Source organism: Kitasatospora sp. NPDC029312, from assembly GCF_055569215.1.
The window spans coordinates 146,198-167,969 of the sequence record NZ_JBVHXY010000005.1; the positions used below are offsets into that span (position 1 = coordinate 146,198).

20 protein-coding genes are annotated in these 21,772 nt (G+C 74.6%); 11 read left to right on the forward strand and 9 right to left on the reverse strand.

All coding sequences use genetic code 11. From position 1 onward, the window contains the following. The first annotated feature begins 61 nt into the window (after positions 1–61). Complete coding sequence (locus ACZ4WV_RS06760; RefSeq protein WP_465743508.1) at positions 62–1,024, forward strand: 2-hydroxyacid dehydrogenase; 963 nt, start codon at positions 62–64, stop codon at positions 1,022–1,024. Between the two features lie 16 nt (positions 1,025–1,040). Here the strand turns inward: ACZ4WV_RS06760 and ACZ4WV_RS06765 are convergent, their stop codons facing one another. From ACZ4WV_RS06765 to ACZ4WV_RS06775, 3 genes are all read right to left on the reverse strand, one after another. After that, positions 1,041–1,895, reverse strand: a complete 855-nt coding sequence (locus ACZ4WV_RS06765) for an alpha/beta fold hydrolase (RefSeq protein WP_465743696.1) — start codon at positions 1,893–1,895, stop codon at positions 1,041–1,043. Between the two features lie 22 nt (positions 1,896–1,917). After that, a complete protein-coding gene (locus tag ACZ4WV_RS06770; protein ID WP_465743510.1) occupies positions 1,918–2,856 on the reverse strand; it encodes a DUF4231 domain-containing protein in 939 nt (312 codons plus the stop codon). A gap of 227 nt (positions 2,857–3,083) precedes the next feature. Then, on the reverse strand, positions 3,084–3,848 hold the full coding sequence (locus ACZ4WV_RS06775; RefSeq protein WP_465743512.1) for a sugar isomerase domain-containing protein: 765 nt from the start codon (positions 3,846–3,848) through the stop codon (positions 3,084–3,086). 221 nt (positions 3,849–4,069) lie between these two features. On the opposite strand from ACZ4WV_RS06775, the gene ACZ4WV_RS06780 reads away from it, so the two are divergent. Then, positions 4,070–4,762, forward strand: coding sequence for a metal-dependent transcriptional regulator (locus ACZ4WV_RS06780; protein WP_465743514.1), 693 nt, complete (start codon positions 4,070–4,072; stop codon positions 4,760–4,762). A 487-nt stretch (positions 4,763–5,249) separates the two neighbouring features. Here the strand turns inward: ACZ4WV_RS06780 and ACZ4WV_RS06785 are convergent, their stop codons facing one another. Continuing rightward, positions 5,250–5,954, reverse strand: coding sequence for a bifunctional DNA primase/polymerase (locus ACZ4WV_RS06785; RefSeq protein WP_465743516.1), 705 nt, complete (start codon positions 5,952–5,954; stop codon positions 5,250–5,252). 306 nt (positions 5,955–6,260) lie between these two features. Here ACZ4WV_RS06785 and ACZ4WV_RS06790 point away from each other — a divergent pair, with 306 nt between their 5' ends. Both ACZ4WV_RS06790 and ACZ4WV_RS06795 read left to right on the forward strand, forming a co-directional pair. Next, entirely contained in the window at positions 6,261–7,637 is a 1,377-nt protein-coding gene (locus ACZ4WV_RS06790; RefSeq protein ID WP_465743517.1) for a transcriptional regulator, read from the forward strand. 186 nt (positions 7,638–7,823) lie between these two features. After that, positions 7,824–8,975: a hypothetical protein gene (locus ACZ4WV_RS06795; RefSeq protein ID WP_465743519.1), complete on the forward strand. Its 1,152-nt coding sequence runs from the start codon at positions 7,824–7,826 to the stop codon at positions 8,973–8,975. A 68-nt stretch (positions 8,976–9,043) separates the two neighbouring features. Here the strand turns inward: ACZ4WV_RS06795 and ACZ4WV_RS06800 are convergent, their stop codons facing one another. After that, positions 9,044–10,345: an ABC transporter substrate-binding protein gene (locus ACZ4WV_RS06800; protein WP_465743521.1), complete on the reverse strand. Its 1,302-nt coding sequence runs from the start codon at positions 10,343–10,345 to the stop codon at positions 9,044–9,046. A 173-nt stretch (positions 10,346–10,518) separates the two neighbouring features. Between ACZ4WV_RS06800 and ACZ4WV_RS06805 the strand changes: the two genes are divergently transcribed. After that, the gene (locus ACZ4WV_RS06805; RefSeq protein ID WP_465743523.1) at positions 10,519–11,034 is read left to right on the forward strand and encodes an SCO4402 family protein; all 516 of its coding nucleotides are present in this window, start codon (positions 10,519–10,521) and stop codon (positions 11,032–11,034) included. 114 nt (positions 11,035–11,148) lie between these two features. Beyond that, positions 11,149–12,015, forward strand: coding sequence for a formyltetrahydrofolate deformylase (gene purU, locus ACZ4WV_RS06810; RefSeq protein WP_465743524.1), 867 nt, complete (start codon positions 11,149–11,151; stop codon positions 12,013–12,015). A 74-nt stretch (positions 12,016–12,089) separates the two neighbouring features. Here purU and ACZ4WV_RS06815 read toward each other — a convergent pair whose 3' ends face one another. Beyond that, positions 12,090–13,373, reverse strand: a complete 1,284-nt coding sequence (locus tag ACZ4WV_RS06815; protein WP_465743526.1) for a zf-HC2 domain-containing protein — start codon at positions 13,371–13,373, stop codon at positions 12,090–12,092. Next, positions 13,370–13,975, reverse strand: coding sequence for a sigma-70 family RNA polymerase sigma factor (locus ACZ4WV_RS06820; RefSeq protein WP_465743528.1), 606 nt, complete (start codon positions 13,973–13,975; stop codon positions 13,370–13,372). Before ACZ4WV_RS06820 ends, ACZ4WV_RS06815 begins: the two co-directional genes overlap by 4 nt. Positions 13,976–14,576: 601 nt before the next feature. On the opposite strand from ACZ4WV_RS06820, the gene ACZ4WV_RS06825 reads away from it, so the two are divergent. Further along, positions 14,577–15,050: an ATP-binding protein gene (locus tag ACZ4WV_RS06825; RefSeq protein ID WP_465743530.1), complete on the forward strand. Its 474-nt coding sequence runs from the start codon at positions 14,577–14,579 to the stop codon at positions 15,048–15,050. A gap of 409 nt (positions 15,051–15,459) precedes the next feature. On the opposite strand, the gene ACZ4WV_RS06830 is transcribed toward ACZ4WV_RS06825, so the two are convergent. Then, positions 15,460–16,461, reverse strand: a complete 1,002-nt coding sequence (locus tag ACZ4WV_RS06830; protein ID WP_465743531.1) for a GlxA family transcriptional regulator — start codon at positions 16,459–16,461, stop codon at positions 15,460–15,462. A gap of 225 nt (positions 16,462–16,686) precedes the next feature. Here ACZ4WV_RS06830 and ACZ4WV_RS06835 point away from each other — a divergent pair, with 225 nt between their 5' ends. The 4 genes from ACZ4WV_RS06835 to ACZ4WV_RS06850 all read left to right on the forward strand — a co-directional run bounded on the left by ACZ4WV_RS06835 (position 16,687) and on the right by ACZ4WV_RS06850 (position 20,380). Then, the gene (locus tag ACZ4WV_RS06835; protein WP_465743698.1) at positions 16,687–18,033 is read left to right on the forward strand and encodes an MFS transporter; all 1,347 of its coding nucleotides are present in this window, start codon (positions 16,687–16,689) and stop codon (positions 18,031–18,033) included. Positions 18,034–18,147: 114 nt separating this feature from the next. Beyond that, entirely contained in the window at positions 18,148–18,675 is a 528-nt protein-coding gene (locus ACZ4WV_RS06840) for a GNAT family N-acetyltransferase (RefSeq protein ID WP_465743533.1), read from the forward strand. Positions 18,676–18,794: 119 nt separating this feature from the next. Next, on the forward strand, positions 18,795–19,139 hold the full coding sequence (locus tag ACZ4WV_RS06845; protein ID WP_465743535.1) for a DUF4229 domain-containing protein: 345 nt from the start codon (positions 18,795–18,797) through the stop codon (positions 19,137–19,139). Positions 19,140–19,384: 245 nt separating this feature from the next. Further along, a complete protein-coding gene (locus tag ACZ4WV_RS06850; RefSeq protein ID WP_465743537.1) occupies positions 19,385–20,380 on the forward strand; it encodes a LacI family DNA-binding transcriptional regulator in 996 nt (331 codons plus the stop codon). A 136-nt stretch (positions 20,381–20,516) separates the two neighbouring features. On the opposite strand, the gene ACZ4WV_RS06855 is transcribed toward ACZ4WV_RS06850, so the two are convergent. After that, positions 20,517–21,725: an MFS transporter gene (locus ACZ4WV_RS06855; protein ID WP_465743539.1), complete on the reverse strand. Its 1,209-nt coding sequence runs from the start codon at positions 21,723–21,725 to the stop codon at positions 20,517–20,519. Between the last annotated feature and the right edge of the window lie 47 nt (positions 21,726–21,772).

Below are 21,772 nucleotides of genomic sequence, written 5' to 3' on the forward strand. Positions count from 1 at the left end.
GGAACGGGTGCGGGGTACGCTGCGCCGTGAGCGAGCGCAGCGAGCGAACTGAGAGGTGCGCATGGATACCCCGCCCCCGGTCCTGGTCACCCGTCGCCTCGCGCCCGGCGTCCTCGAACGGCTCACCGCCCGCTACGCCGCCACCTGCCGCGACACCGACGAGGAGATGGACCGCGCCGAGCTGCTCGACGCCGTGCGCGGCCGCCGGGCCGTCCTCACCACCCTCAACACCCGGGTGGACGCCGAGTTCCTGGACGCGGCCGGCCCGTGGCTGGAGATCGTGGCCAACCACGCCGTCGGCTACCACAACATCGACGTGGCCGCCTGCGCCGAGCGCGGGGTGGTCGTGACCAACACCCCCGGGGTGCTCACCACCGCCACCGCCGAGACGGCCTGGGCGCTGCTGCTGGCCGCCACCCGCCGGCTCGGCGAGGGCGAGCGCCTGCTGCGCTCGGGCACGCCCTGGACCTGGGGGCCGAACTTCCTGCTCGGCCTGGAGCTGGCCGGCACCCCGCTGGGTGTCCTCGGCATGGGCCGGATCGGGCAGGCGGTGGCCCGCCGCGCCCACGCCTTCGACATGCCGGTGAGCTACCACAACCGCCGTGAACTGCCGCCCGAGGAGGCCGGGGGCGCCGCCTGGAAGCCGCTGGAGGAACTGCTCGCCACCTCCACGGTGCTGGTCGTCACCTGCCCGTGCACCGAGGAGACCCGGCACCTGCTGGACGCCCGCCGGCTGGCGCTGCTGCCGCGCGGCGCGGTGGTGGTCAGCATGACCGCCGGCGTGGTGGACGAGGAGGCCCTGGCCGCCGCGCTGGAGTCCGGAGCGCTGTTCGCCGCCGCCGTGGACAACTTCGAGCACGAGCCCGACGTCCCCGCCGCGCTGCTCGCCCAGGAGCGCGCGGTGCTGGTCCCGCACCTGGGCAGCGCCACCGTCCGCACCCGGCAGGCGATGGGCGGCCTCGCGGTGGACAACATCACGGCCGTCCTGGACGGGGGCGAACCGCTGACCCCGGTGAAGCCCTAGACGGGGGCCGGTGAACCTAACCCGCGGCCCAGGCCAGGGCGGTGGTCATCACCCGGAACGCCCCGAAGTGGGCGGCGCCGGGCTCCAGGAACAGTTCGGAGCCCGGGATGTGGTCGGCCAGCCAGCGCGAGTGGTCGACCGGTGAGAACTGGTCGTCGGCGCCGTGCCACAGCCAGGTCGGCACCCGGATCGAGTCGACCTCGAAGCCCCAGTCGGCGGTGAAGGCCAGCATGTCGTCGATCCAGCCGTCCGCGCCGTGCCGGAACGCCTCCCGGTAGTTGCTCTGCAGCATCTGGCGCAGGCCGCTGTCGCCGACCACCTCCCGGTCGGCGGGGGAGAGTTCGGTGCGCAGCCCGTTCAGCAGCCGGACCGGGTCGTCCTTGATCTGCCGGGAGCGGAACTCCATCGCGTCGGCGATCCGGGAGTGCCCGCGGTCCGCCTCCCGGTAGGCGCGGACGTTGGACGGCGTCATCCCGGCGTACCAGTCCAGGCCGGCCGCGTTGCGCGGCGCCAGGCCCACCAGGACCGCGACCCGGCTGACCCGCTCCGGCAGCAGCGCCGCGCAGGCCAGTGCGTGCGGGCCGCCGCCGGAGCGGCCGAGCACCGCGAAGCCGTCCAGCCCCAGCTCGTCGGCGATGGTGCGGACGTCGGCCGCCGCGTGCGACACCCGGCGGCCGAACAGCCGGGTGGAGTCGCCGTACCCGGGCCGGTCGTACGAGATCAGCCGCACCCCCAGCCGGTAGAGCACGGTGCTGCGCGGGTGGGGGCCGACCCTGCTCCCCGGCATGCCGTGCAGCAGGAACACCGGACGGCCGCGCGGGTCGCCGAGGGACTCGACGGCGAGGGCGCGGCCGTCCGCCGTTTTGACCATCCGTAACGCCACGCGTTCCTCCTCAGTGCTCCCGGTCGGTGGTGGTGCGCACCTCCCGGCGGGCCTGCCAGGTGGTGTGCTCGCGGGACACCGCGTCCTCGGCGTCCCGGGCCAGCCGGGCCCAGATCTCCTCGGCGCCCGCCGACTGGACGTCCAGGCGGGCGAGTTGGCCGCGGATCAGCTCCAGCTCGTCGGCCGCCAGCCCGTACGCGGCGGCCAGTGGCCGGTACTGGCGCAGCTGGGCCCAGGCCGTGACCGAGGCGGCCACCGCCGAGACGGTGCCCAGCGCGTCGTAGGTGAACGCACCGAGCGCCCGCAGCACCGCCAGCACCAGGCCCAGCGCCGGCAGCAGCACGCCCAGCACACCGGCCCAGTACCCGGCCCGGGCGCAGTAGCGGGCCCGGCCGCGGTACCAGTCGTGCTGCACCCTGATCCGCTCGTTCAGATACACCTCGCGGCGCACCGCCAGCGGCTGGGCGCGCAGGTCGCGCATGGCCGCGGTGATCCCGGCGAGCTCCACGGCGTCGGCCGGCACGGCCACCGGGCCGTCCCGGAAGGCGCCGAGCACCCGGGCGAGCTGGAAGTGGTACAGGCCCTCGGCGTCCGGCAGGCTGCGCGGCGGCGGCCGATAGGCGTCGGCCCGGACGGCGAACTTCCAGGCCAGCGTCTTCACCGACTCGGCGGCGGCCCGGCCCTGGTACCAGAGGCCCTGCGGGTTCTGCCTGCTGATCACCACCGCCAGCACCATCGCGCCCAGGTAGGCGCCGGCCGCCGGCCAGGCCCAGGGCTCGCCGTCGGCCGAGCCGGACGCGGCGGCGACCAGCAGCAGGAGCAGCTCCCAGGCGGAGAGCAGCACCGCGCGGCGCTGGCCCTGCAGCGAGGCCGCGTCGGCGGCCCAGAAGAACTCGGGCAGCAGGTCGCGCTCGCGCACCCACCCCGTCCGCCCCGTCCCAGACGCCATGCTCGGCCCCCACCCGTCGCTCCGGTCGCACCGCTGTCCTGCCCCGGGCGCCTCGCCGGTACGCCTCACCGGCCTGCGGGCCGCCCGCAATGGCCGGGAAGCCCCCGCTGGTTGTCCGGGACGTTTCGTGTTCGGTCGTGCACCCAACGTGCGTGCGGCGGCGCGTCGGTGAGCTCCTTCTCGGCAGCCGCGACAGCGGTCGGCGGGTGTGCGCGTCGGTGGGCGCGTCAGTAGGTGTAGAGGATGCGCCCGGCGTTGCGGGCCATCTGCTCGGCGTTCCACTCGGTGCCGCCCGGGACGTTGCCGGAGCGGAACAGCGGCGGGGCGGGGGCGTCCCCGGCCGCGGCCCGGTCGGCGAGCCGGCCGACCGCGGAGGCGACCACGGCCTGCATCAGCGCGCTGGTCACGATGGTGGAGACCGGGCCGAAGGAGGTCTCGGCGCCGGGGTGGGTCAGCTCGCCGTCGCCGACCGCGACCTTGCTGTCCAGCACCACGTCGCAGTGGTCCTTCAGGTAGGTGCCGGAGGGGTGGGCCGAGGGCACCGCGCCGGGGTAGGCCAGCGAGGTCACCCCGATCACCTTGAGGCCGCGGTCCCGGGCGTAGCGGGCCAGCTCGACCGGCATCACCTGGCGGCCGGACAGCGAGATCAGGAAGAGCAGGTCCCCGGCGGCGGCCGGGGTCAGGTCCAGGGTGGCGGTGGCCAGGCCGGAGACCCGCTCCAGGGCGCTGGCCAGCGGCGCCGGCATCATCGTCACCCCGGCCATCCCGGGGACGTTCAGCAGGTTCATCGGGACCAGCCCGCCGGCCCGGTAGACCACGTCCTGGGCCGGCAGCGAGGAGTGCCCGGCGCCGAAGGCGAACACCCGGCGGCCCTCGGAGACCGCCTCGGCCAGCAGGGCGGCGGCGGCCTCGATGGCGTCGGACTCCTCCGCGCGGACCCGCCGCAGGTGGTCGATCGCGGCGTCGAAGTACCTGCCGACCAGGTCGTCCATCGGTTGCCTCCGCTCTCTGCCGGTGGGGGCGCCGGCCGGGTGGGGCGGCCGGGGTGCTCCAGACCGCCAGTGGAGAAAGCTACGGCGAGCACGGTCGCGCCCCGGCGGCACCGCTGTCAACAGGAACGAAAAGGGGCGCCGGAACGCCCCGGGCGGGCCCGGTTGTCGGTGCGGTACGTCAGAATTGGCGGTGAGGACACCGAAGAACGGAGCCAGCGGCGATGTCTGGGCTGATCGACACCACTGAGATGTACCTTCGCACCATCCTGGAACTGGAGGAAGAGGGCATCGTCCCGATGCGCGCCCGGATCGCCGAGCGCCTGGAGCAGAGCGGGCCCACGGTCAGCCAGACGGTCGGCCGGATGGAGCGCGACGGGCTGCTCCAGGTCGCGGGAGACCGCCACCTCGAGCTCACCGAGGAGGGGCGCCGGCTCGCGGTGCGCGTCATGCGCAAGCACCGCATCGCCGAGTGCCTGCTGGTCGACGTGATCGGCCTGGAGTGGGAGCAGGTGCACGAGGAGGCCTGCCGCTGGGAGCACGTGATGAGCGAGACGGTCGAGCGCAAGGTGCTCGCCATGCTCGGCCACCCGACGCAGTCCCCGTACGGCAACCCGATCCCGGGCCTGGACGAGCTGGGCGACACCAAGGCCGAGGGCGAGGGCTTCGACGCCGCGCTCGTCCCGCTGGACACCGTCAAGCCCGGTGACGCCGGGGCCGACGTGGTGGTCCGCCGGATCGGCGAGCCGATCCAGACGGACAGCGAGCTGATGAGCACCCTGCGCCGGGCCGGCGTCCGGCCGGGCTCCACGGTCAAGGTGAACACCGGCGTGGCCGGGGTGCTGGTCGGCACCGGGGACACCGCGGCGGAGCTGGGCAAGGACATCGCCCAGCACGTCTTCGTCGCCCAGGCCTGAGCCACTCGGCCGGTCGGCCCGACTGCTCCACGACAGCTCGCCGGTAGGAGCGATCCGGGTCGGCGGAATCGGCGGAACGGTCGGACCCGTACGAACGATCAGGGCCCGCTGCTCCCCGTGCAGCGGGCCCTTCCCGTCCTCCCCGGCTCCCTCCCGGTCCCCTCCGCTCCCTCCCGTCCCTCCCGGCTCCCCTCCACCGCCTCGCCCGGCTTCCCCGTCCGAGCGACCCTTCCGGCGTCCCCACACACCGCAATTCCTCCCCTCGGCCGATCATGGCAATCCTTGAGCGCTGTCACTCGTACGAGGGGCTTCTGCGGTTGACCAGCGGGTAGACCGGGGTCTTATCCACACATGCGTGTGACGGGCCCCGCCTCCGGTGGGAGACAAGGCCCGTCACTCGTGCGCGTGGTCCCGCGCGGAGCACGCCCTCACCCGATCGGGCGCAGGGCGGCAGATTCCGGGGCGGCGGATCGGGGCGGCCCGGTGGTCAGACCCCGGCCGGTTGGGCGGCCGGGGCCTGGTGCGCGGGGGCCTCGCGGCCGCACGCGTAGGCGAGCGGGCTGATCAGCTCGGCGGCGTCCGGCAGCCAGCGGTTGAGCGCGGAGGGGGAGCGGGCCCACTGGGCGTAGCCGGTGGAGCCGACCCGGGACGGCGGGGCGACCGTCCAGTCCCCCTCGCCGCGGGCCACCAGGTCCAGCCGCCCGGGCGGCCAGCCCAGCTTGCGGAGCATCTCCGGCAACTTGGCCGCGACCCCGGGCAGCACCAGGAAGTGCAGCCGCCGCCCCACCCGGCCGGGCGAGGCGGGCAGCACCACGACCGGGCCGAGCTGGAGGCCCATCCGCTCCATCCGGGCCAGCGCCAGGCACCCGGCGGTCTCCGGGACGTCCAGGACGTCGAAGGACCGGCCGGTGGGCAGCAGGATCGAGGCCTTGGGCCGTTCGGTCCACCAGCGCCGCACCGCGCCCGGGCCGGCGCTCGCCTTGCGGGCCCAGTCCGTGTCCAGCGGGTGGGCACCCGGCAGCGCGCAGCGCGGGTCGCCGCAGGAACAGCGGGCGGGTCCGTCGCCGTCGATCAGCCAGGCGCCCGGGGCCACCTCCCAGTGGCGGTTCTCGGCGTAGCTGACGGCTTCGATCAACAGCGGGGGCAGGCCGGCGTTCTTGTCCTGGCCGGGGGCGTCGGGGATCTCTTCCACGCGCTGCTCAACTACCGTGCGTGAGGCTGGTTACGGCTCCGTGGCCCCCGGTCGGCCGCATCCCGGCAATGTCACCCGAACCGGTGACTCGACCGAGTTGGGGCGGGCGGAGCCCGGCGCAGCGGGGGCGCACGGAAGCATTTCCCAGGGCGCGTGGGGGGTGCGGTTCGTCACCGTGGGTATCCCGCTGGCGTTGCTGATCGCTAACCTGGTGTCAGATTCCTTGGACGGTCGGACAGTCGGCAACAGATCAGCAGAATCGTCGCCCGCCGGCCAGGGCCGGAGGGTGTGGGGAGGCGAAGCCCAATGGCCGCGAGACCACTCGTCGCACGACAGCCCAACGAGCGTCTGCAGCAACTGATCCAGGAGGCCAGCTGCTCCAACGCCGGTCTGGCCCGCAGGGTCAACCTGTGCGGCGCGGAGCACGGACTCGACCTGCGCTACGACAAGACCTCCGTGGCCCGCTGGCTGCGCGGGCAGCAGCCGCGCGGGCAGGCGCCGGCCGTGATCGCCGAGGCCCTCGGCCGCAAACTCGGCCGCAGCGTGTCGGTCGAGGAGATCGGCATGGCCGACGGCAAGAACCTCAGCTCCGGCATCGGGCTGCAGTTCGCGCCGACCCTGAACGCCGCCCTGGAGCAGGTGTGCGAGCTCTGGCGCAGTGACGTCGGCCGGCGGGACTTCCTGACCGGGGCGACGGTCGCCGCGTCCGCCCTGGTGGAGCCCAGCCGGGACTGGCTGATCACCCCGCCCGACCCGGTGGTGGCCCGTACCGGCGGCCCGAGGGTCGGTCCGACCGACGTGGCCGCGGTCAAGGCCACCACCGCGATGCTGGTCGACCTGGACCACCGCTTCGGCAGCGGCCACGTGCGCCCGGTGGTCGTGCACTACCTCAACTCGGTGGTCTCCGGTCTGCTCGGCGGCGCCTACCGGGAGGAGACCGGCCGCCAACTCTTCGCCGCGGTGGCCAGGTTGACGGAGCTGGCCGGGTACATGGCGGTGGACACCGGACAGCCCGGGCTGGCCCAGCGCTACTACATCCAGGCCCTGCGACTGGCCCAGGCCGCCGACGACCGGGGCTACGGCGGCTACGTGCTGGCCGCCTCGATGAGCCACCTGGCGGCCACCCTCGGCAACCCGCGGGAGATCGCCCAGCTCGCCCGCGCCGCCCAGGAGGGGGCCCGGTCGGTCGCCACCCCGACGGCGATGGCGATGTTCTACGCCGCCGAGGCCCGCGGCCACGCCCTGCTCGGCGACGCCCGCTCCTGCGAGGCGGTGTCGGCCAAGGCGCTGGAGATGATGGAGAGGCGCCGCCCCGAGGACGACCCGGACTGGATCGCCCACTTCGACGACGCCTACCTCGCCGACGAGCTCGCCCACTGCCACCGGGACCTGGAACAGGCCGGCCAGGCCGAGCACTACGCCCGCCGGGCGCTCGACCTGCACCCGCCGACCCGGGTCCGCCGCCGGGCGGTGGACCTGGTACTGCTCGCCACCGCCCAGCTCCAGCAGCGCGACCTGGAGCGCGCCTGTGAGACGGGCACCCAGGCGGTGCGGCTGCTCAGCGGGCTGCGCTCCAACCGGGGCGTGGAGTACCTGGACGAGTTCCGGCGACGGCTGGAGCCCTACCGGGAGCAGCGCGTGGTGCGCGAGTTCCACGCCCGGGCGGACGCGGAGGCGGCCTGACGGAGAGCGGGAGGCGGACCGGAGACCGTCTGTGCAGGGAGCGTGTGGGATTGTCCCGCCCACGTGGTCACCCGGTGAGGTGAACCGGTAGCGTGGGCGCGACGTCCAAGGAACTGTGATGCTCCCAAGAACCGACGAGAAGTGGTCCGCCGTCAGCACGCGGTCCGGCCCAGGTGAGGAATCGCGTTGAGCCAGCGCCGCTCGTACCCCAACTCGGGGGATTTCAACCTGGACGACCTGTTCCGCCCCGAGCCCAGCCAGCAGCAGGGCCAGCCGGGGCAGCAGGGCCAGCCGCAGGGCCCCACGGCCGTGCCGCCGGTCGGACAGCCGTCCGGGCAGCCGGAATACCTCGGCGAGGGTGCGCACACCATGGCGCCCCAGGCCGTACCGGCCCAGCAGCCGTGGGGCGCCGCGCCCCAGCAGGGTTACGGCGTCCCGCAGGCCGAGGCCCCCCAGACCCAGCACCTGCCGCCGTACCCGACCGGCGACCCCCGGGGCGGCTACCCCGCGCAGCAGCCCGGTTACGGCGTCCCGCCGCAGGGCGCGCCCGGCTACCAGGGCTACGCCCCCCAGCCGCAGCAGCAGTCGCAGCCGCAGCAGTCGCAGCAGCCGGCGTACCCCGGTCAGGGCTACGGCCAGGAGAACTACGGGCCGGACCCGGACGCCACCCAGGGCGGCGGCGCCGTCCGCGGCGGCCGCCCCTCCGGCAAGCTGATCATCGGCGGGGTGGTGGCCGCCTGCGCGGTGGCCGGGGTGCTGGTCGCCGTGCTGATGAGCGGCGGGGGCGACACCAAGGGCGCCCGCAAGACCACCCCGGTGGCCGCGACCGGCAGCACCGCCGCTGGCACGGGGAGCGCGAGCGGATCCGGCACCGCGGTCGATCCCGAGGTCAAGACCCAGGCGCAGCCACTGTCGGACCTGCTGGGCACGGCGAGCGACAGCCGCAGCTCGGTGGTGGCCGCCGTCGCCTCGGTGCAGAAGTGCGACAAGCTGCCCGAGTCGCAGCAGGCCCTGGCCACCGCGGCCGGCAAGCGGCGCGAGCTGCAGACCAAGCTCGGCCAGCTGAAGACCGACAAGCTGCCCGGCGGCCAGCAACTGGTCGACCAGCTCAACGCCGCCTGGACAGCGTCGGCGCAGGCCGACGACGAGTACGCGGCCTGGGCGACCGACGCCCAGTCCTCCTGCGACCCGAAGAAGCCGGACACCGGCAACCAGCACTACAAGAACGCCGTCCAGGCCAGCGGCACGGCGACCACCGCGAAGAAGCAGGCCTCGACGCTGTGGAACACGATCGCCGCCCAGTCCGGGCTGCCCGTCCGCAGCGACGGCGACCTCTAGAACGGTGACTTTCCAAGACGGGGGAAGGGCGGGCCCGGCAGGACCCGCCCGTTCGTGATCCGCCCGGGTCAGGCCGGGGGCCGGCCCCCGGTGAGCACCCAGCGGATGTCGACGAAGCCCGGCTGCTGCAGGGTCATCCGGCCGTTCTTGACCACCTGGTAGGTGATCCAGGTGTTCACCAGCCGCGGCGACTCGGTGCTGGGCAGCATGTTGGTGGTGCCCCAGTTCAGCGGCGGGGTGAGCCCCACGTCGATGCCCTCGCCGCTGTCGAGCAGCGCGGCGATCGACTTGGCGGTGGTCGGCGTCCCGGCCGCCGCCAGCTTCTCGTCCACCGCCCGGAACACCTCGTAGGCGACCCAGGTGGTCTGCACGCCCGGGTCGGAGACGTCGATGGTCTGGCCGCCGGTGGTGTCGGCGCGCACCACCCCGCGCAGCCCGTCCCAGGTCTTGGCCGACTCCGGCGGGTACCAGCTGGCGACGAACGCGCCGGCCAGCGGGCCGCTGTCGCCGCCGGTGGAGTCGACCACCGACTGCTGCACGCTGCCGATCACCGAGGCGATCCGGGTGTTCTTCGGGGACAGCCGCCGGTAGGCGTCCAGCAGGGTGCCGGTCGGCTCGGCGGCCATGGCGCTGGTGATGCAGTTGCCCGGCTCGTCCTTGCCGATCGCCTTGCGGGCCACCGGCGTGTAGTCGGAGGACTGCTCGGGCGCCTTGACGTCCAACAGCTTCATCCCGGCCGGCTTGAGCGCGTTGCCCAGGTAGCCGAGCAGGCTGTCGCCGGCCGGGGTGTCCGGGCGGATCAGGGCCACGGCCTTGCAGCCGGCGTCGACCAGCTGGCGGCCGCTGCCGGCGATCAGCGCGGGCATCCCGCCGTCCACCGGGTAGGACAGCGGGCTGGAGAACTCGGGCTGGGAGAGGCCGTACCCGCCGATCAGCGGTATGCCGGCGCGCTCCAGCACCGGCATGAAGGCGTCGCCCCACTGGCTGTAGGAGCCGATCACGGCGACCGCCTTGGCGTCCACCGCGCGCTGGGCGCAGGTCTTGGCGCCCTCGGCGGTGTTGTGCTCGTTGCAGGTGATCACGTTCAGGCGGTGGCCGTTCAGACCCCCCTTGAGGTTGACGTCCCTGCCGATCGCCTGGGCGAGCGCGGTCATGCCGGGGCGGTTCGCGGAACCGGTGCCGGACGGGGCCCAGGTCATCACGGTCAGCGCGTCGTCGGTGGTGGAGGCACCGGCCGGTCCGCCGCACGCGGAGGCCGAGAAGAGGGCGGGGAGCAGTGCCGCGGCGCTCACCGCGGCGGCGATCGGGCGCCGGCGACGGCGTCGGACGATCGCGGGACGGTCCTGGAACGAGTCCCTTCGGCTGGTCATCGGTCCTCCCTCTCTGGGCGCCATCCGGCGCGCCGGGACCAGCCAAGCCCCGGAGCCACAAGGCGAGAGGGCCGAAGTGCGAACGACCGGCGAACGGGAGCTGAAATCCGGTGCGGTACGCGTGTAGATCGGGAGTGGAGTACGAACGGACGGGGAACGTACGATCGTCCACCATGTCCGCCAGCACAGATTCTTCGCATCGGTCCGCCCGAAACCCTTCTCGTCCGGGCCACCGCTCCAGCACGATGGGCGGCATGCCCCTCAACGACCTGCCCTGGTGGCGCTGGCGCGCCCGACTGCGCTCGGCGCTGCACATGCTGTCCGACCCCGGCTTCCAGCAGGACACCTGGCTGGCCGGCCGCGAGGGGTACGGGGACGTGACCGACGCCGTCTACCGCCTGGTCGAGGACACCTGGCTGGACCGCTGGTCGGCGGAGAAGTACGTGGGCACGATGTTCCGCGACTCCACCGAGGCCGCCCTGGTCGACGCCGCGGTGCTGCGCGCGGTGCAGACCCTGCACGAGGTCGGCGCGGACGCCCCGGCCTCCGCCTACCTCGGCCACCCCGGCTGGCCGGAGACCGTCCGGGCCGCCCGGGAGGCGCACGTCGCGCTGGCCGTCGGCGACGGGGACGACCCGGATGCGGCGCCCAAGTCGCTCGAGGTGCTGCGCATCCTGACCCAGGTCTGAGACGGCTCCGGTGGGCAGCGCCGTCCCGCAGTACGGGCAGCGGGGCGGCGGCTGTCCAGGATGTGACACGCTGGACCGTCCACGCACGCACGACCTCAGGACGGGATACCCCCAGTGGAACCGCAGCCGGCCAGCGCCCAGTACGTCCTCACGCTGTCCTGCCCCGACAAGCAGGGCATCGTCCACGCCGTCTCCAGCTACCTCTTCATGACCGGCTGCAACATCATCGACAGCCAGCAGTTCGGGGACGCGGACAGCGGCCTGTTCTTCATGCGGGTGCACTTCTCCGCCGCCGAGCCGGTGACCGTCGACAAGCTGCGGGCCAGTTTCGCCGCGATCGGCGCCTCCTTCGGGATGGACTGGCAGATCCACCCCACCGACCAGCGGATGCGGATCATCCTCATGGTCAGCAAGTTCGGGCACTGCCTGAACGACCTGCTCTACCGCACCCGGATCGGCGCGCTGCCGGTGGAGATCGCCGCGGTGGTCTCCAACCACACCGACCTGCGGGACCTGACCGAGGGCTACGGCATCCCGTTCCACCACATCCCGGTCACCCGGGACACCAAGGCCGAGGCCGAGCGGGAACTGCTGGACCTGGTCGCCAAGGAGGAGGTCGAACTGGTCGTGCTGGCCCGCTACATGCAGGTGCTGTCAGACCAGCTCTGCACCGAGCTGTCCGGCCGGGTGATCAACATCCACCACTCCTTCCTGCCGAGCTTCAAGGGCGCCAAGCCGTACCACCAGGCGCACGCCCGCGGCGTGAAGCTGATCGGTGCCACCGCGCACTACGTCACCGCCGACCTCGACGAGGGGCCGATCATCGAGCAGGAGGTGGCCCGGGTCACCCACGACGTCAGCCCGGACCAACTGGTCGCGATCGGCCGGGACGTCGAGTGCCAGGCGCTGGCCCGCGCGGTCAAGTGGCACAGCGAGCACCGGGTGCTGCTGGACGGCACCCGCACCGTCGTCTTCGCCTGATCACTGCTGACTACCGCTGACTACCGCTGATCACCGCTGATCACCGCGTCTGCCGCGTCACCGCTCCTGCCGCCTCACCGTCGCGACAGGAGCGGCAGCGCGTGCAGCACCTCGCGCACCGCGGCCCGGTCGCCGTGCTCGCCGACCGGCAGCCGGTCCGGGTCGCGGTGCGCGGCGGCCAACTGACACAGCTCCAGGCCGTCCAGGACCATCGAGGCCACCGGCTCCCCGCCCGGCGGGCCGGCCTCCTCGGCGTCCAGCGGCACCAGCCACTCGCCGGCCGCCGGGCCGTCCACCACCAGGCGCAGCCGTCGGCCGCCCGCGGCGGCGCCGGTCGGTGGGCCGCCGGCCGATGTCCCCGGTGCCCCCGGCGCCCCCGCTGTCCCGGCGTGCTCGGGGCGGGCCGCGCGCAGGCCGGCCAGTGCCCGGGGGAGCAGTCGGACCACCAGCCCCACCATCTGCCGCAGGTGCTGCGGGGCCGGCGGCCCGTACGGGTAGGCGACCGCGCGGGCCACGTCCTCCCCGTGCACGTAGCACTCCAGGGCGCGCTCCACGAAGGCGTCGCGCAGCGGCAGCACCGTGAAGCCGAGGTCGACCGGCGCGCCGCCCTGCGGGGCGAGCGCGGCGCCGCGGACCAGGTCGTGGGTCTGCCGCCGCCACCTGGTGCGCACCGACTGCGGCGGCAGGCCGGCCTGGTGGGCGAGCAGCCGGGCGGTGCGCGCGGTGATCGCGGTGTACGGGCCGCCCTGCGGCGGGACCCGCGGCGCCGGGACGACCGGCTCCTGCGGCGGCACCCGCCGCTGGGCCGGCGGGCTCGGCGCGCCGGCCGTCGTGGTGGTGGTCCCTGCGGTGGCGGCCCCTGCGGAGGGGGTCCCCGTGGTGGCGGGCCCCGCGGTGGCGGCCACCGGGTCGGGCAGGCCGAGGGCGAGCGCCAGCACGCCGTCCACGGCGGTCAGCCGGGCCAGCACCTCCGCCGGGCGCAGTCGTTCCGTCCCGCCGTGCCATGGCAGTTCGGCCACCTCCTGCCACTCCTCCGGGCCGAGGTCGCGCAGCAGCGCGTCGAGCTTGGCGGTCTCCGCGGTGTACGGCATCCCCCAGGTGGGGACGGGCAGTTCGGCCGGACGGCGGGCCAGGCACCAGTCCAGCACCTGCTGGCGCAGCGCGTCGGGCTGGTCCAGCGGCTCGTCCAGGGAGAGCCAGCCGGCCGCCTCGCGCAGTCGGGCCGCCTCCGCGGCGCACTCCGGGCAGCCGGGCAGGTGCTGCTCCAACTCGGCGGCTTCGCGCGGCGGGCAGGCACCGAGGGACCAGGCGCCGAGCAGCGAGCGCAGCGCGTCGTGCTGCTCCTGGGAGGTGTTCACCCGTTCCCGTCCCCGTCTTCCCCGCCGTCCTGGCGGGCGCGCTCGTCGGTCGGTTCGGTGGCCGGTTCCTCGGCCAGTTCGGTGGCCAGCAGTTCCAGGCCGAGCCGCATCCGCTGCTTGGCGGCCTGCTCGCTGATGCCGAGCAGCCGGGCCGTCTCCTGGTAGGTGCGGCCGTCGTAGTACGTCACCGCGATGGTCTCACGCAGGGACCGGGGCAGGGAGTCGACCACGAACTGCACGCGCGCGGCGGTGGCCACGGCGCGGATCTCCTCCTCGCTCGCGCCGGCGCCCCCGCCCCTGGTCCACTCGGCGGCCCGCCGGGCCCGCAACCGCTCGACCGCGCGGCGGTGGGTGAACGCGCCGAGCCAGGAGCGCAGCGAGCCCCGGGCCGGGTCGAAATCCTCGGGGTGCTCCCAGACGTGGGCGAACACCTCGCGGGTGAGCCGGTCCGCGGCCCCCTGGTCGGCGAGTATCCGGCCGGCCAGGCCGTGCACCATCGGCGAGAGCTGGTCGTAGAGTTCGCCGAGCGCGGTCTCCTCGCCGCGGGCGAGGCGCCGCTGCAACTGCTCGTCCCAGCGCGGGTTCCGGTCCGGAGCGGCCATCAGGAACCACCCTCCCGACCGGTTCGCTGGCGTTACCCAACGGTATCCCGCGGCCGGTCGGCGGTGGGAGGGAATCCGGCAAGAACCGAACGCCACTCGGCGGTGGAGGCGGCGTCCGGCGGCGGGGCGTCGGGCGGCGGGGTTGTTCGAGGCCCGCTGGACATATGTCGCACGGGTGGTTCGCGAGTGGCGGGCCGGGTGCCGGGGGTGTCCGGCGGTAGGTTCCCGCCAGGGCGTGTCCGCGGCGGACCGTCGGAGGCGCCCTGGGTGACGGCCGGTCGGACCGGATCGGACGAGTGCCGGTGCGAGGCTCGCCAGAGTGAACGGGACAGTATGCACTGCCCTGTACCCCGATCGCCGGAATATGCCCGAAGCCCTTGCTGCCGTCCGTCCGCCCACCCATCCTGAGGCGTATTCGTGTCGCTCCGGTGCGCGGCCGACGAGTTGGCACGGAGAAGTGGGCGCCGGGCGGACGGGTCGGCGAGCGCCCGGTGGCCCCCGGGTGGCAATGGGCGATGTGCGAGGGCCGTCGGCCGGCCGATCGGGCCCGACCGGGCTCGATCGAGACGACGGCCGAACTGCGAGTGCGGGTGGTGGAGCGGTGCAGGTTCTTCAGGTACAGCTTGCGGTGCAGGCGGACCCCGCCGAGGTCGGCCGGGCCCGTCGGTGGGTGCGCTCGCGGCTGCTGAACCACGGCGTGGACCCGGACGCGCCGATGGCCGAGACGGTGGTGCTGGTGGTCTCGGAGCTGGTGACCAACGCCGTGGTGCACACCGGCTGTCCGGCCGTGCTGCGGCTCTGTCTGCCGATGATCGGTGACACGGCGCCGGCCCGTCCGGCCGGTCCGCTGCGGGTCGAGGTGGCCGACGCGAGCCGGACGGCGCCGGCCCCGCGGCACACCGGTGCGGACGAGAACGCCACCAACGGCCGGGGCCTGGAACTGGTCGAACTGCTCTGCGAGCGCTGGGGCTGGCACCCGGACGGCACGGGCAAGCGGGTCTGGTGCGAGATCGGCGCCGACGCGCGCCCGGCGGACCCACTGGCGGGCGCGGACTGGGCGGCTTTGGCGCAATAACGGCTTTCGGCACGGTGGTCGGCCGGTGCGGATCACCGGCCGAAAGGTGACGCAACCATTCCGAATTTCGGACTACCCATTGACGTGACGTATCCGACTGATCACGCTTGGGTGCGGCTCTCCGTTGCGAGGGGACGCCGAGGGAATGTCCGTCCGCCGCCACGGTGCTGCTGTCCAGGGGGAACGCGTCAGCAGAAGGGACCGTGGGCTGCCGGTCGCGGGCCGCTCCTCGGCGAGTGCGGAGGGCCCGGCGCGGGCCCAGGGCCCGCGCGTCGCGATCGGACGGTGGCCCGCCGTGCTGCGCTGGGGGTGCGCGCGGCCGGCTGCCGTCCGGGGTTCGGCCGGGAAGGGGTGAATTCCGGCCACCCGCCCGCTCGTTGCCCGGTGTCGCTCGGGAAGCCGCTGTCACTCAGGAAGCGCGCCCCGCCGGCGCGGTGCTTCCGGCCGGGACCGTCCGGAAGGTGCGCCGGTAGGCGCTCGGCGCCACGTCCAGGCGGCCGCGGAGCTGCATCCGCAGCGAGGCGGCGGTGCCGAAGCCGGCCTCCCGGGCCACCTGGTCGATCGTCAGATCCGTGCGCTCCAGCAACTGGCGGGCCCGCTCCGTGCGCTGGGTGGTGATCCACTGGCCGGGGCTGGCGCCGGTCTCCTCGCGGAAGCGCCGGGTGAAGGTCCGTACGCTCATGCCCGCCCGGTCGGCGAGCTGGCGCAGCGACAGGGGCTCGTCCAGGTGCTCCAGCGCCCAGGCGCGGACGGCGGTGGTGCTGAGGACCCCGGCCTCCACCGGGCTCGGCGCCTCCACGTACTGCTTCTGGCCGCCGTCCCGCCACGGTGGCACCAGGCAGCTGCGGGCCACCGCGTTGGCCACCGCGCTGCCGTGGTCGCGGCGCACCACGTGCAGGCACAAGTCCACCCCGGTGGCCACCCCGCCGGAGGTGAGGACGTCGCCGTCGTCGGTGTAGAGCACGTCCGGATCCAGCTTCACCTGCGGGTACATCCGGGCGAAGCGGTCGGTGTAGCTCCAGTGGGTGGTGGCCGGACGGCCGTCCAGCAGGCCGGCGGCGGCCAGCAGGAAGGAGCCGGTGCAGATCGACATCAGTCGGGTGCCGGGCCGGATCCGGCGCAGCGCGTCGGCCAGTTCGGGGGTGAGGGCGGCGTCGACCACGCTCGGAGAGGTGTCGCGGGAGGCCGGGACCACCACCGTGTCGGCCCGCTCCAGCAGTTCGGGGCCGTGGTCGACGGCGATCCGGAAGTCGGTGCTGGTGCCGACCGGGCCGCCGTCCACCGTGCACGTGGCCACCTGGTAGAACGGCCGGCCCTCGGCATCCTTGGCGCTGCCGAAGATCCGGGCGGGGATGCCGAGTTCGAAGGCGATCACGCCCTCCAGCGCGAGCACCGCGACCAAGTGCGCCATGCCGTGTCCTTCCGACGGGCGGTGGGTCCGGGTTCGAAGAGGGCTCCAGGGTACGCCGGGCCGTGGCCCGATCCTTGCGAAAGCTGTCATTCAGGCCACTCGTCCGGGCGCCGGCCGCTCGGGACACTCGTTGGCGTGACCGAACGCAGCGCCCCCGCCCCCACTGCCACCGTGGCCTCCCACCCCGACCGGCCCGCCGCCGACCTTCCCGCCGCCGACCGGGCCATCGCCGACCGGGCCACCTCCGACCGGGCCACCTCCGACCGGGCCACCTCCGACCGGACCGCCGCAGACCGGCCCGGTGCCGCCAACCGCCCCCGGGTGCACTACGCCTGGGTGGTGGCCGGCGTCGCCCTGCTCGTCCTGCTCGGCTCGGCGGGCTTCCGCTCCGCGCCCAGCCTGATGATGGACGCCCTGCACAACGAGTTCGGATGGTCGCTCGGGACGATCTCCATTGCCACCTCCGTCAACCTCACCCTCTACGGCCTCACCGCGCCCTTCGCCGCCGCCCTGATGGACCGTTTCGGCGTCCGCCTGGTGGTGGTCTGCGCCCTGCTGACCATCTCGGTCGGCGCCGGACTCACCATGCTGATGCGCCAGCCCTGGCAACTGGTGCTCTGCTGGGGCGTGCTGGTCGGCCTGGGCAGCGGCTCGATGGCCGGCGCCTTCGCCACCACCATCACCGGCCGCTGGTTCCAGGCCCGGCAGGGCCTCGTCACCGGCGTGCTGACCGCCGCCGGGGCAGCGGGCAACCTGGTCTTCCTGCCGGTCGGCGCCTGGCTGGTCGAGCACCACGGCTGGCGCTCCGCCGTGGTCGTGGTCTCGCTCGCCGCCTGCGCCGTCGCCGTGCCCGTGCTGTTGCTGATGCGCGAGCGCCCCGCCGATGTCGGCCTGCTCCCCTACGGCGCGACCGAGGCCCCGCCCGCGGCGGTCAACGGCGGCCGCGCCCTGGCCCGTTCGCTGCGGGTGCTGCGCGATGCCGCCCGTACCCGTCAGTTCTGGCTGCTGGCCGGCTCCTTCGCGATCTGCGGCGCCACCACCGCCGGCCTGGTCGGCACCCACTTCATCCCGGCCGCGCACGACCACGGCATGCCCGTCACCACCGCCGCCGGCCTGCTCGCCCTGATCGGCCTGTTCGACGTGGCCGGCACCGTGTTCAGCGGCTGGCTCACCGACCGGGTCGACTCCCGGCTGCTGCTCACCGTCTACTACGGGCTGCGCGGCCTGTCGCTGCTCCTGCTCCCGCAGCTGCTCGCCGGCTCGCTCCAGCCGCCGATCATCGCCTTCGTGGTCTTCTACGGCCTGGACTGGGTGGCCACCGTGCCGCCGACCGTCGCGCTGTGCCGCCGGCACTTCGGCGAGGACGCCCCGATCGTCTTCGGCTGGGTGCTGGCCGCCCACCAGATCGGCGCGGCCGTCGTCGCCGGGCTGGCCGGCCTGGCCCGCGACGCGCTCGGGAACTACGACCTCACCTGGTACGGCGCGGGCGCCCTGTGCGTGATCGCGGTGGGGCTCTGCCTGGCGCTGCGCGCCGGACGGCCGACGGAGCGTGCGGTGCCCGGCCTGTCGTAGGTGCGTAGGTGCGTAGGTGCGCGCCCGGTCGCGCGGGCCGTTCTTCCGCCGGTGTTCGTCCCCGCATGTGGGCTGTTCGCCGGTGTGTTCGAGCGGAGGTCTAGGCTCCGCGTCATGGCGCTCACCTTCACCGTGGATCCGAAGCCCGACCCCGACCTGCGCACCGCCGTCGTCCGGCTGTGGACGGACGTGACCAACGCCGGCGGCGCGGTCGGCTTCGTGGGGCCGGTCACCGAGGACGAGGTCTGGGACGCCGCCGACCGCCAGTTCGCCGGGATCGCCCCGGACGGCCCCGACCGGCTGCTGGTCGCGCACGACAGCGCGACCGGCCGGCTGGTCGGGATGCTGGTCTTCGCGTCGATGCGGTTCGAGCCGATGGAACACTGGCGGATGCTCAAGCGGGTCATGGTGCACCCGGACTTCCAGGGGCTCGGCCACGGCGCCCGGCTGCTCGCGGAGGCCGAACGGGTCGCCCGGGAGTGGGGTCTGGAGTCGCTGCGGTTGACGGCGCGCGGCGGCCTGGGCCTGGAGCGCTTCTACGCCCGCAGCGGCTACCGCGAGGTCGGCCGGGTGCCGGCCGCGATCCGGGTCGCCCCCGGGGACGACCGCGACGACATCACCATGTGGCTCGACCTGCGCTGACCCGGCCCGCCGGGCGGGTGCGAGGGCCCGGGACGGTGGACCCCTGCCCCGCGCCCGCCGTCAGGCATGCTTGACTGGAGGACCCGTCGGCCCGAAACGAGAAGGAAGTGTGTGTCCCAGTGAGCAGCAACGGCCCGCAGAAGTCGCACGCCACACTCCGCTACACCTCCATGCGGGTCAGCATCTTCCTCGGCTGCCTGCTGGTGGCCCTGCTGCTCGGGCACTTCCGGGTCATCCCGGTCAGCGGTGAGGCCGGGGTGATCTTCCTGTTCCTGCTGGCCGCGGTCGCCTCCGCGCCGCTGAGCTACGTGCTGCTGAGCAAGCAGCGCGACGAGATGTCCAGCCAGATCACCACCAAGGTCTCCGGGCTGCGCACCCGCACCGCCGAGCGGATCGCCGCGCAGAACGCCGCGGAGGACGCGGTGGACGACGCGGCCCGTGCGGCCGCCGCCGGCCGGAACTGACCCGGCTCCCAGCGCCGCCGTCCGCCGTGCCGTCGCCCGCCGATCCCCGCGCTGCCGCCGACCGGGCTGCCGGCGCCGAGCGGCCTGCCGGCACGGAGCGGCCCGCTGACGCGGAGCGCCCTGCCGACACGGACCGGCCTGCTGACACGGAGCGCCCTGCCGACACGGAACGAGCCGCCGGTGCCGACCGGCTCGCTGACGTCGAGCGCCCCGGCGGGAGCGAGGCCGGGACGTGGCCGGCTCCCGTGCGCCGCCCGACCGGACGGGACGTGGCCCGGCTCGCCGGGGTCTCGCAGGCGACCGTCTCGCTGGTCTTCTCCGGCGCCGAAGCCGGGCGACGGGTCTCCGAGGCCACCCGCCAGCGGGTCCGGGAGGCCGCCCACAGCCTCGGCTACCGTCCGCAGGCGGCCGGCCGGCAGCTGCGACTGGGCCGCAGCGGCATGATCATGCTGGCCGTGCCCAACCTCCAGGGCCCGTTCTTCGGCCGGGTACTGGAAGGCGTCCACCACGAGGCCGGCCGGCACGGGCTGGCGGTCGTGGTCAGCTCGGGCTGGGAGAGCGCCACGCTCGCCGAGGCCGCCACCGCCGGGCGCTTCGACGGCCTGCTGATCTGCTCCCCGGACGACAGCCAGCTGGGCGAGCTGCCCGCCGACACCCCCGCCGTCTTCCTGGACGCCGATCCCGGCACCGACCGGGCGCGCCCGACCGTCGAGCTCGACGTGGCGGGCGGGATGCGCGCGGCCGTCGAGCACCTGGCCGCCCTCGGCCACCGCAGGATCGGCCACCTGCGCTCCACCCACGCCGCGTACACCTTTCGGGTCCGGCAGGCCGCCTTCGAGCAGGCGGTGCGCGAACTCGGTCTCGATGTCCTGGAGTTGGGCGTCAGCCTGAACGACGGCCATGCCGCCGCGCGGAGCGTGGCGGGGCGGCTGCTGGAGCGGGCGGACCGTCCGCGCGCGGTGATCTGCGACGACGACGTGGTCGCCTCCGGGGTCTACCAGGCCGCCGCCGAGCGGGGGTTGCGGGTGCCGGACGACCTGTCCGTGGTCGGCATGGACAACGTCGCGGTCTCCGGACTGCTCGCGCCGCCGCTGACCACCGTCGACCTGCCGGGCGAGGAACTGGGCCGGGCCGGCGCCGCCGCCCTGGCCGGACTGCTGCGCGGGGAGCGGGTGGCGCCGGTCGCGCCGCTGGCCACCTCCCTGGTGCTGCGCTCCTCGACCGCCCCGGCCGCGTGCTGAGCTCCGCCGCGCGCTGAGCCCCGTCGCGAGCTGAGCCCCGCCGCGAGCGTCCGCTCGGGCGGCAGGGCCGCTCCCGGCTGAAAAGACTGCGTCCGCCGGCCAGACCCCGGCGGACGCAGTCGCTCGTGGGGGCGGGTCAGCCCACCGGGACGGGCTGCGGCGCCGCCGCGACCGGGCTGGTGCGGAACGAGCCCCGGGCGCCGAACAGCAGCAGGCCGCCGAGCGCGATGCCGCCGGCCGCGCAGAGGGCCACCGAGCGGAGCGAGCCCTCGGCGAGGTGACCGGAGACGGCGTAGCCGAGCGAGTTGCCGGTGGCGAACAGGGTCACCAGCCAGGCGAAGGCCTCGGTGACCGTCCCGGTCGGCGCGAGTTCGGCGACCAGGACGAAGGCGGCCGCCAGCAGCGGGGCGAGCGCGATCCCGGACAGGAAGGCCAGCGCGGCCATCGGGTACGGGCCGGGCAGCGCCACCAGCGGGAGGTAGGAGGCGGCCATCGCGAGGGCCATCATCCAGGTGCGGGTCGCGGTGGTCCGGCGCCAGGTGACGGTGCCGTAGGCCAGCGCGCCCAGCAGGCCGCCGAGCGCGGCCAGCGCCAGCAGCGTGCCGCCGCCCCCGGGCAGTCCGTCGGCGTGCTGTTCGGCGTAGGCGATGAACAGCACGTTCTGGGCGCCGACCGCCCAGCCGGCGCCGGCCAGCCCGACCAGCAGCAGCACCAGGCCGGGGGAGCGCAGCGGACCGAGCAGTCCGGCGGAGTGCTCGCGGGAGGGGGCGCGCCACGAGCGGGCCGGCCCGGCGGTGGCCACGATCAGCGCGCCAGCCAGTCCGAGCCCGGCGGCCACCCAGAGCGCGGCGACGGGGCTGAACAGGCCGGAGATCCCGGCGACGGCCAGCGGCCCGGCCACGTAGAGGATCTGCTGGGAGGCGGAGTCGAAGGCGTACGCGGTGTCGAGCTGCTTCTCCTCGACGACGTCCGGCCAGAGCGAGCGCAGGCAGGGCTCCAGCGGGGGCATGGCGAGGCCGGCGACGGCGGCGCCGACGGGCGCGGCGAGCGGGGAGCCCGGGGCGAGGGCGAGCAGCGCGTACCCGCCGCCGGCCACGACGGCGGAGGCCAGCAGCACGCGCGGCTGGCCGGTGCGGTCCACGATCCGGCCGAGCACCGGCCCGCCGACGGCGGCGGAGATCGCGTAGGCGGCGGTGGCCAGCCCGATCCGGCTGTACGGGACGTCGGCCTCGCGCAGGGCGAGGGCGATCACCAGGGCGGTCATACCGGCGGGCAGGCGGCCGAGCAGGGTGCCGAACAGGAGTCGGGTGACGTGCGGGGCGCGAAGCAGGGCGACGTAGCCCATCGGTGGTCTTCTCCGGTCAGGGCAGGGGAAGGCGGGAACGCCTGAAG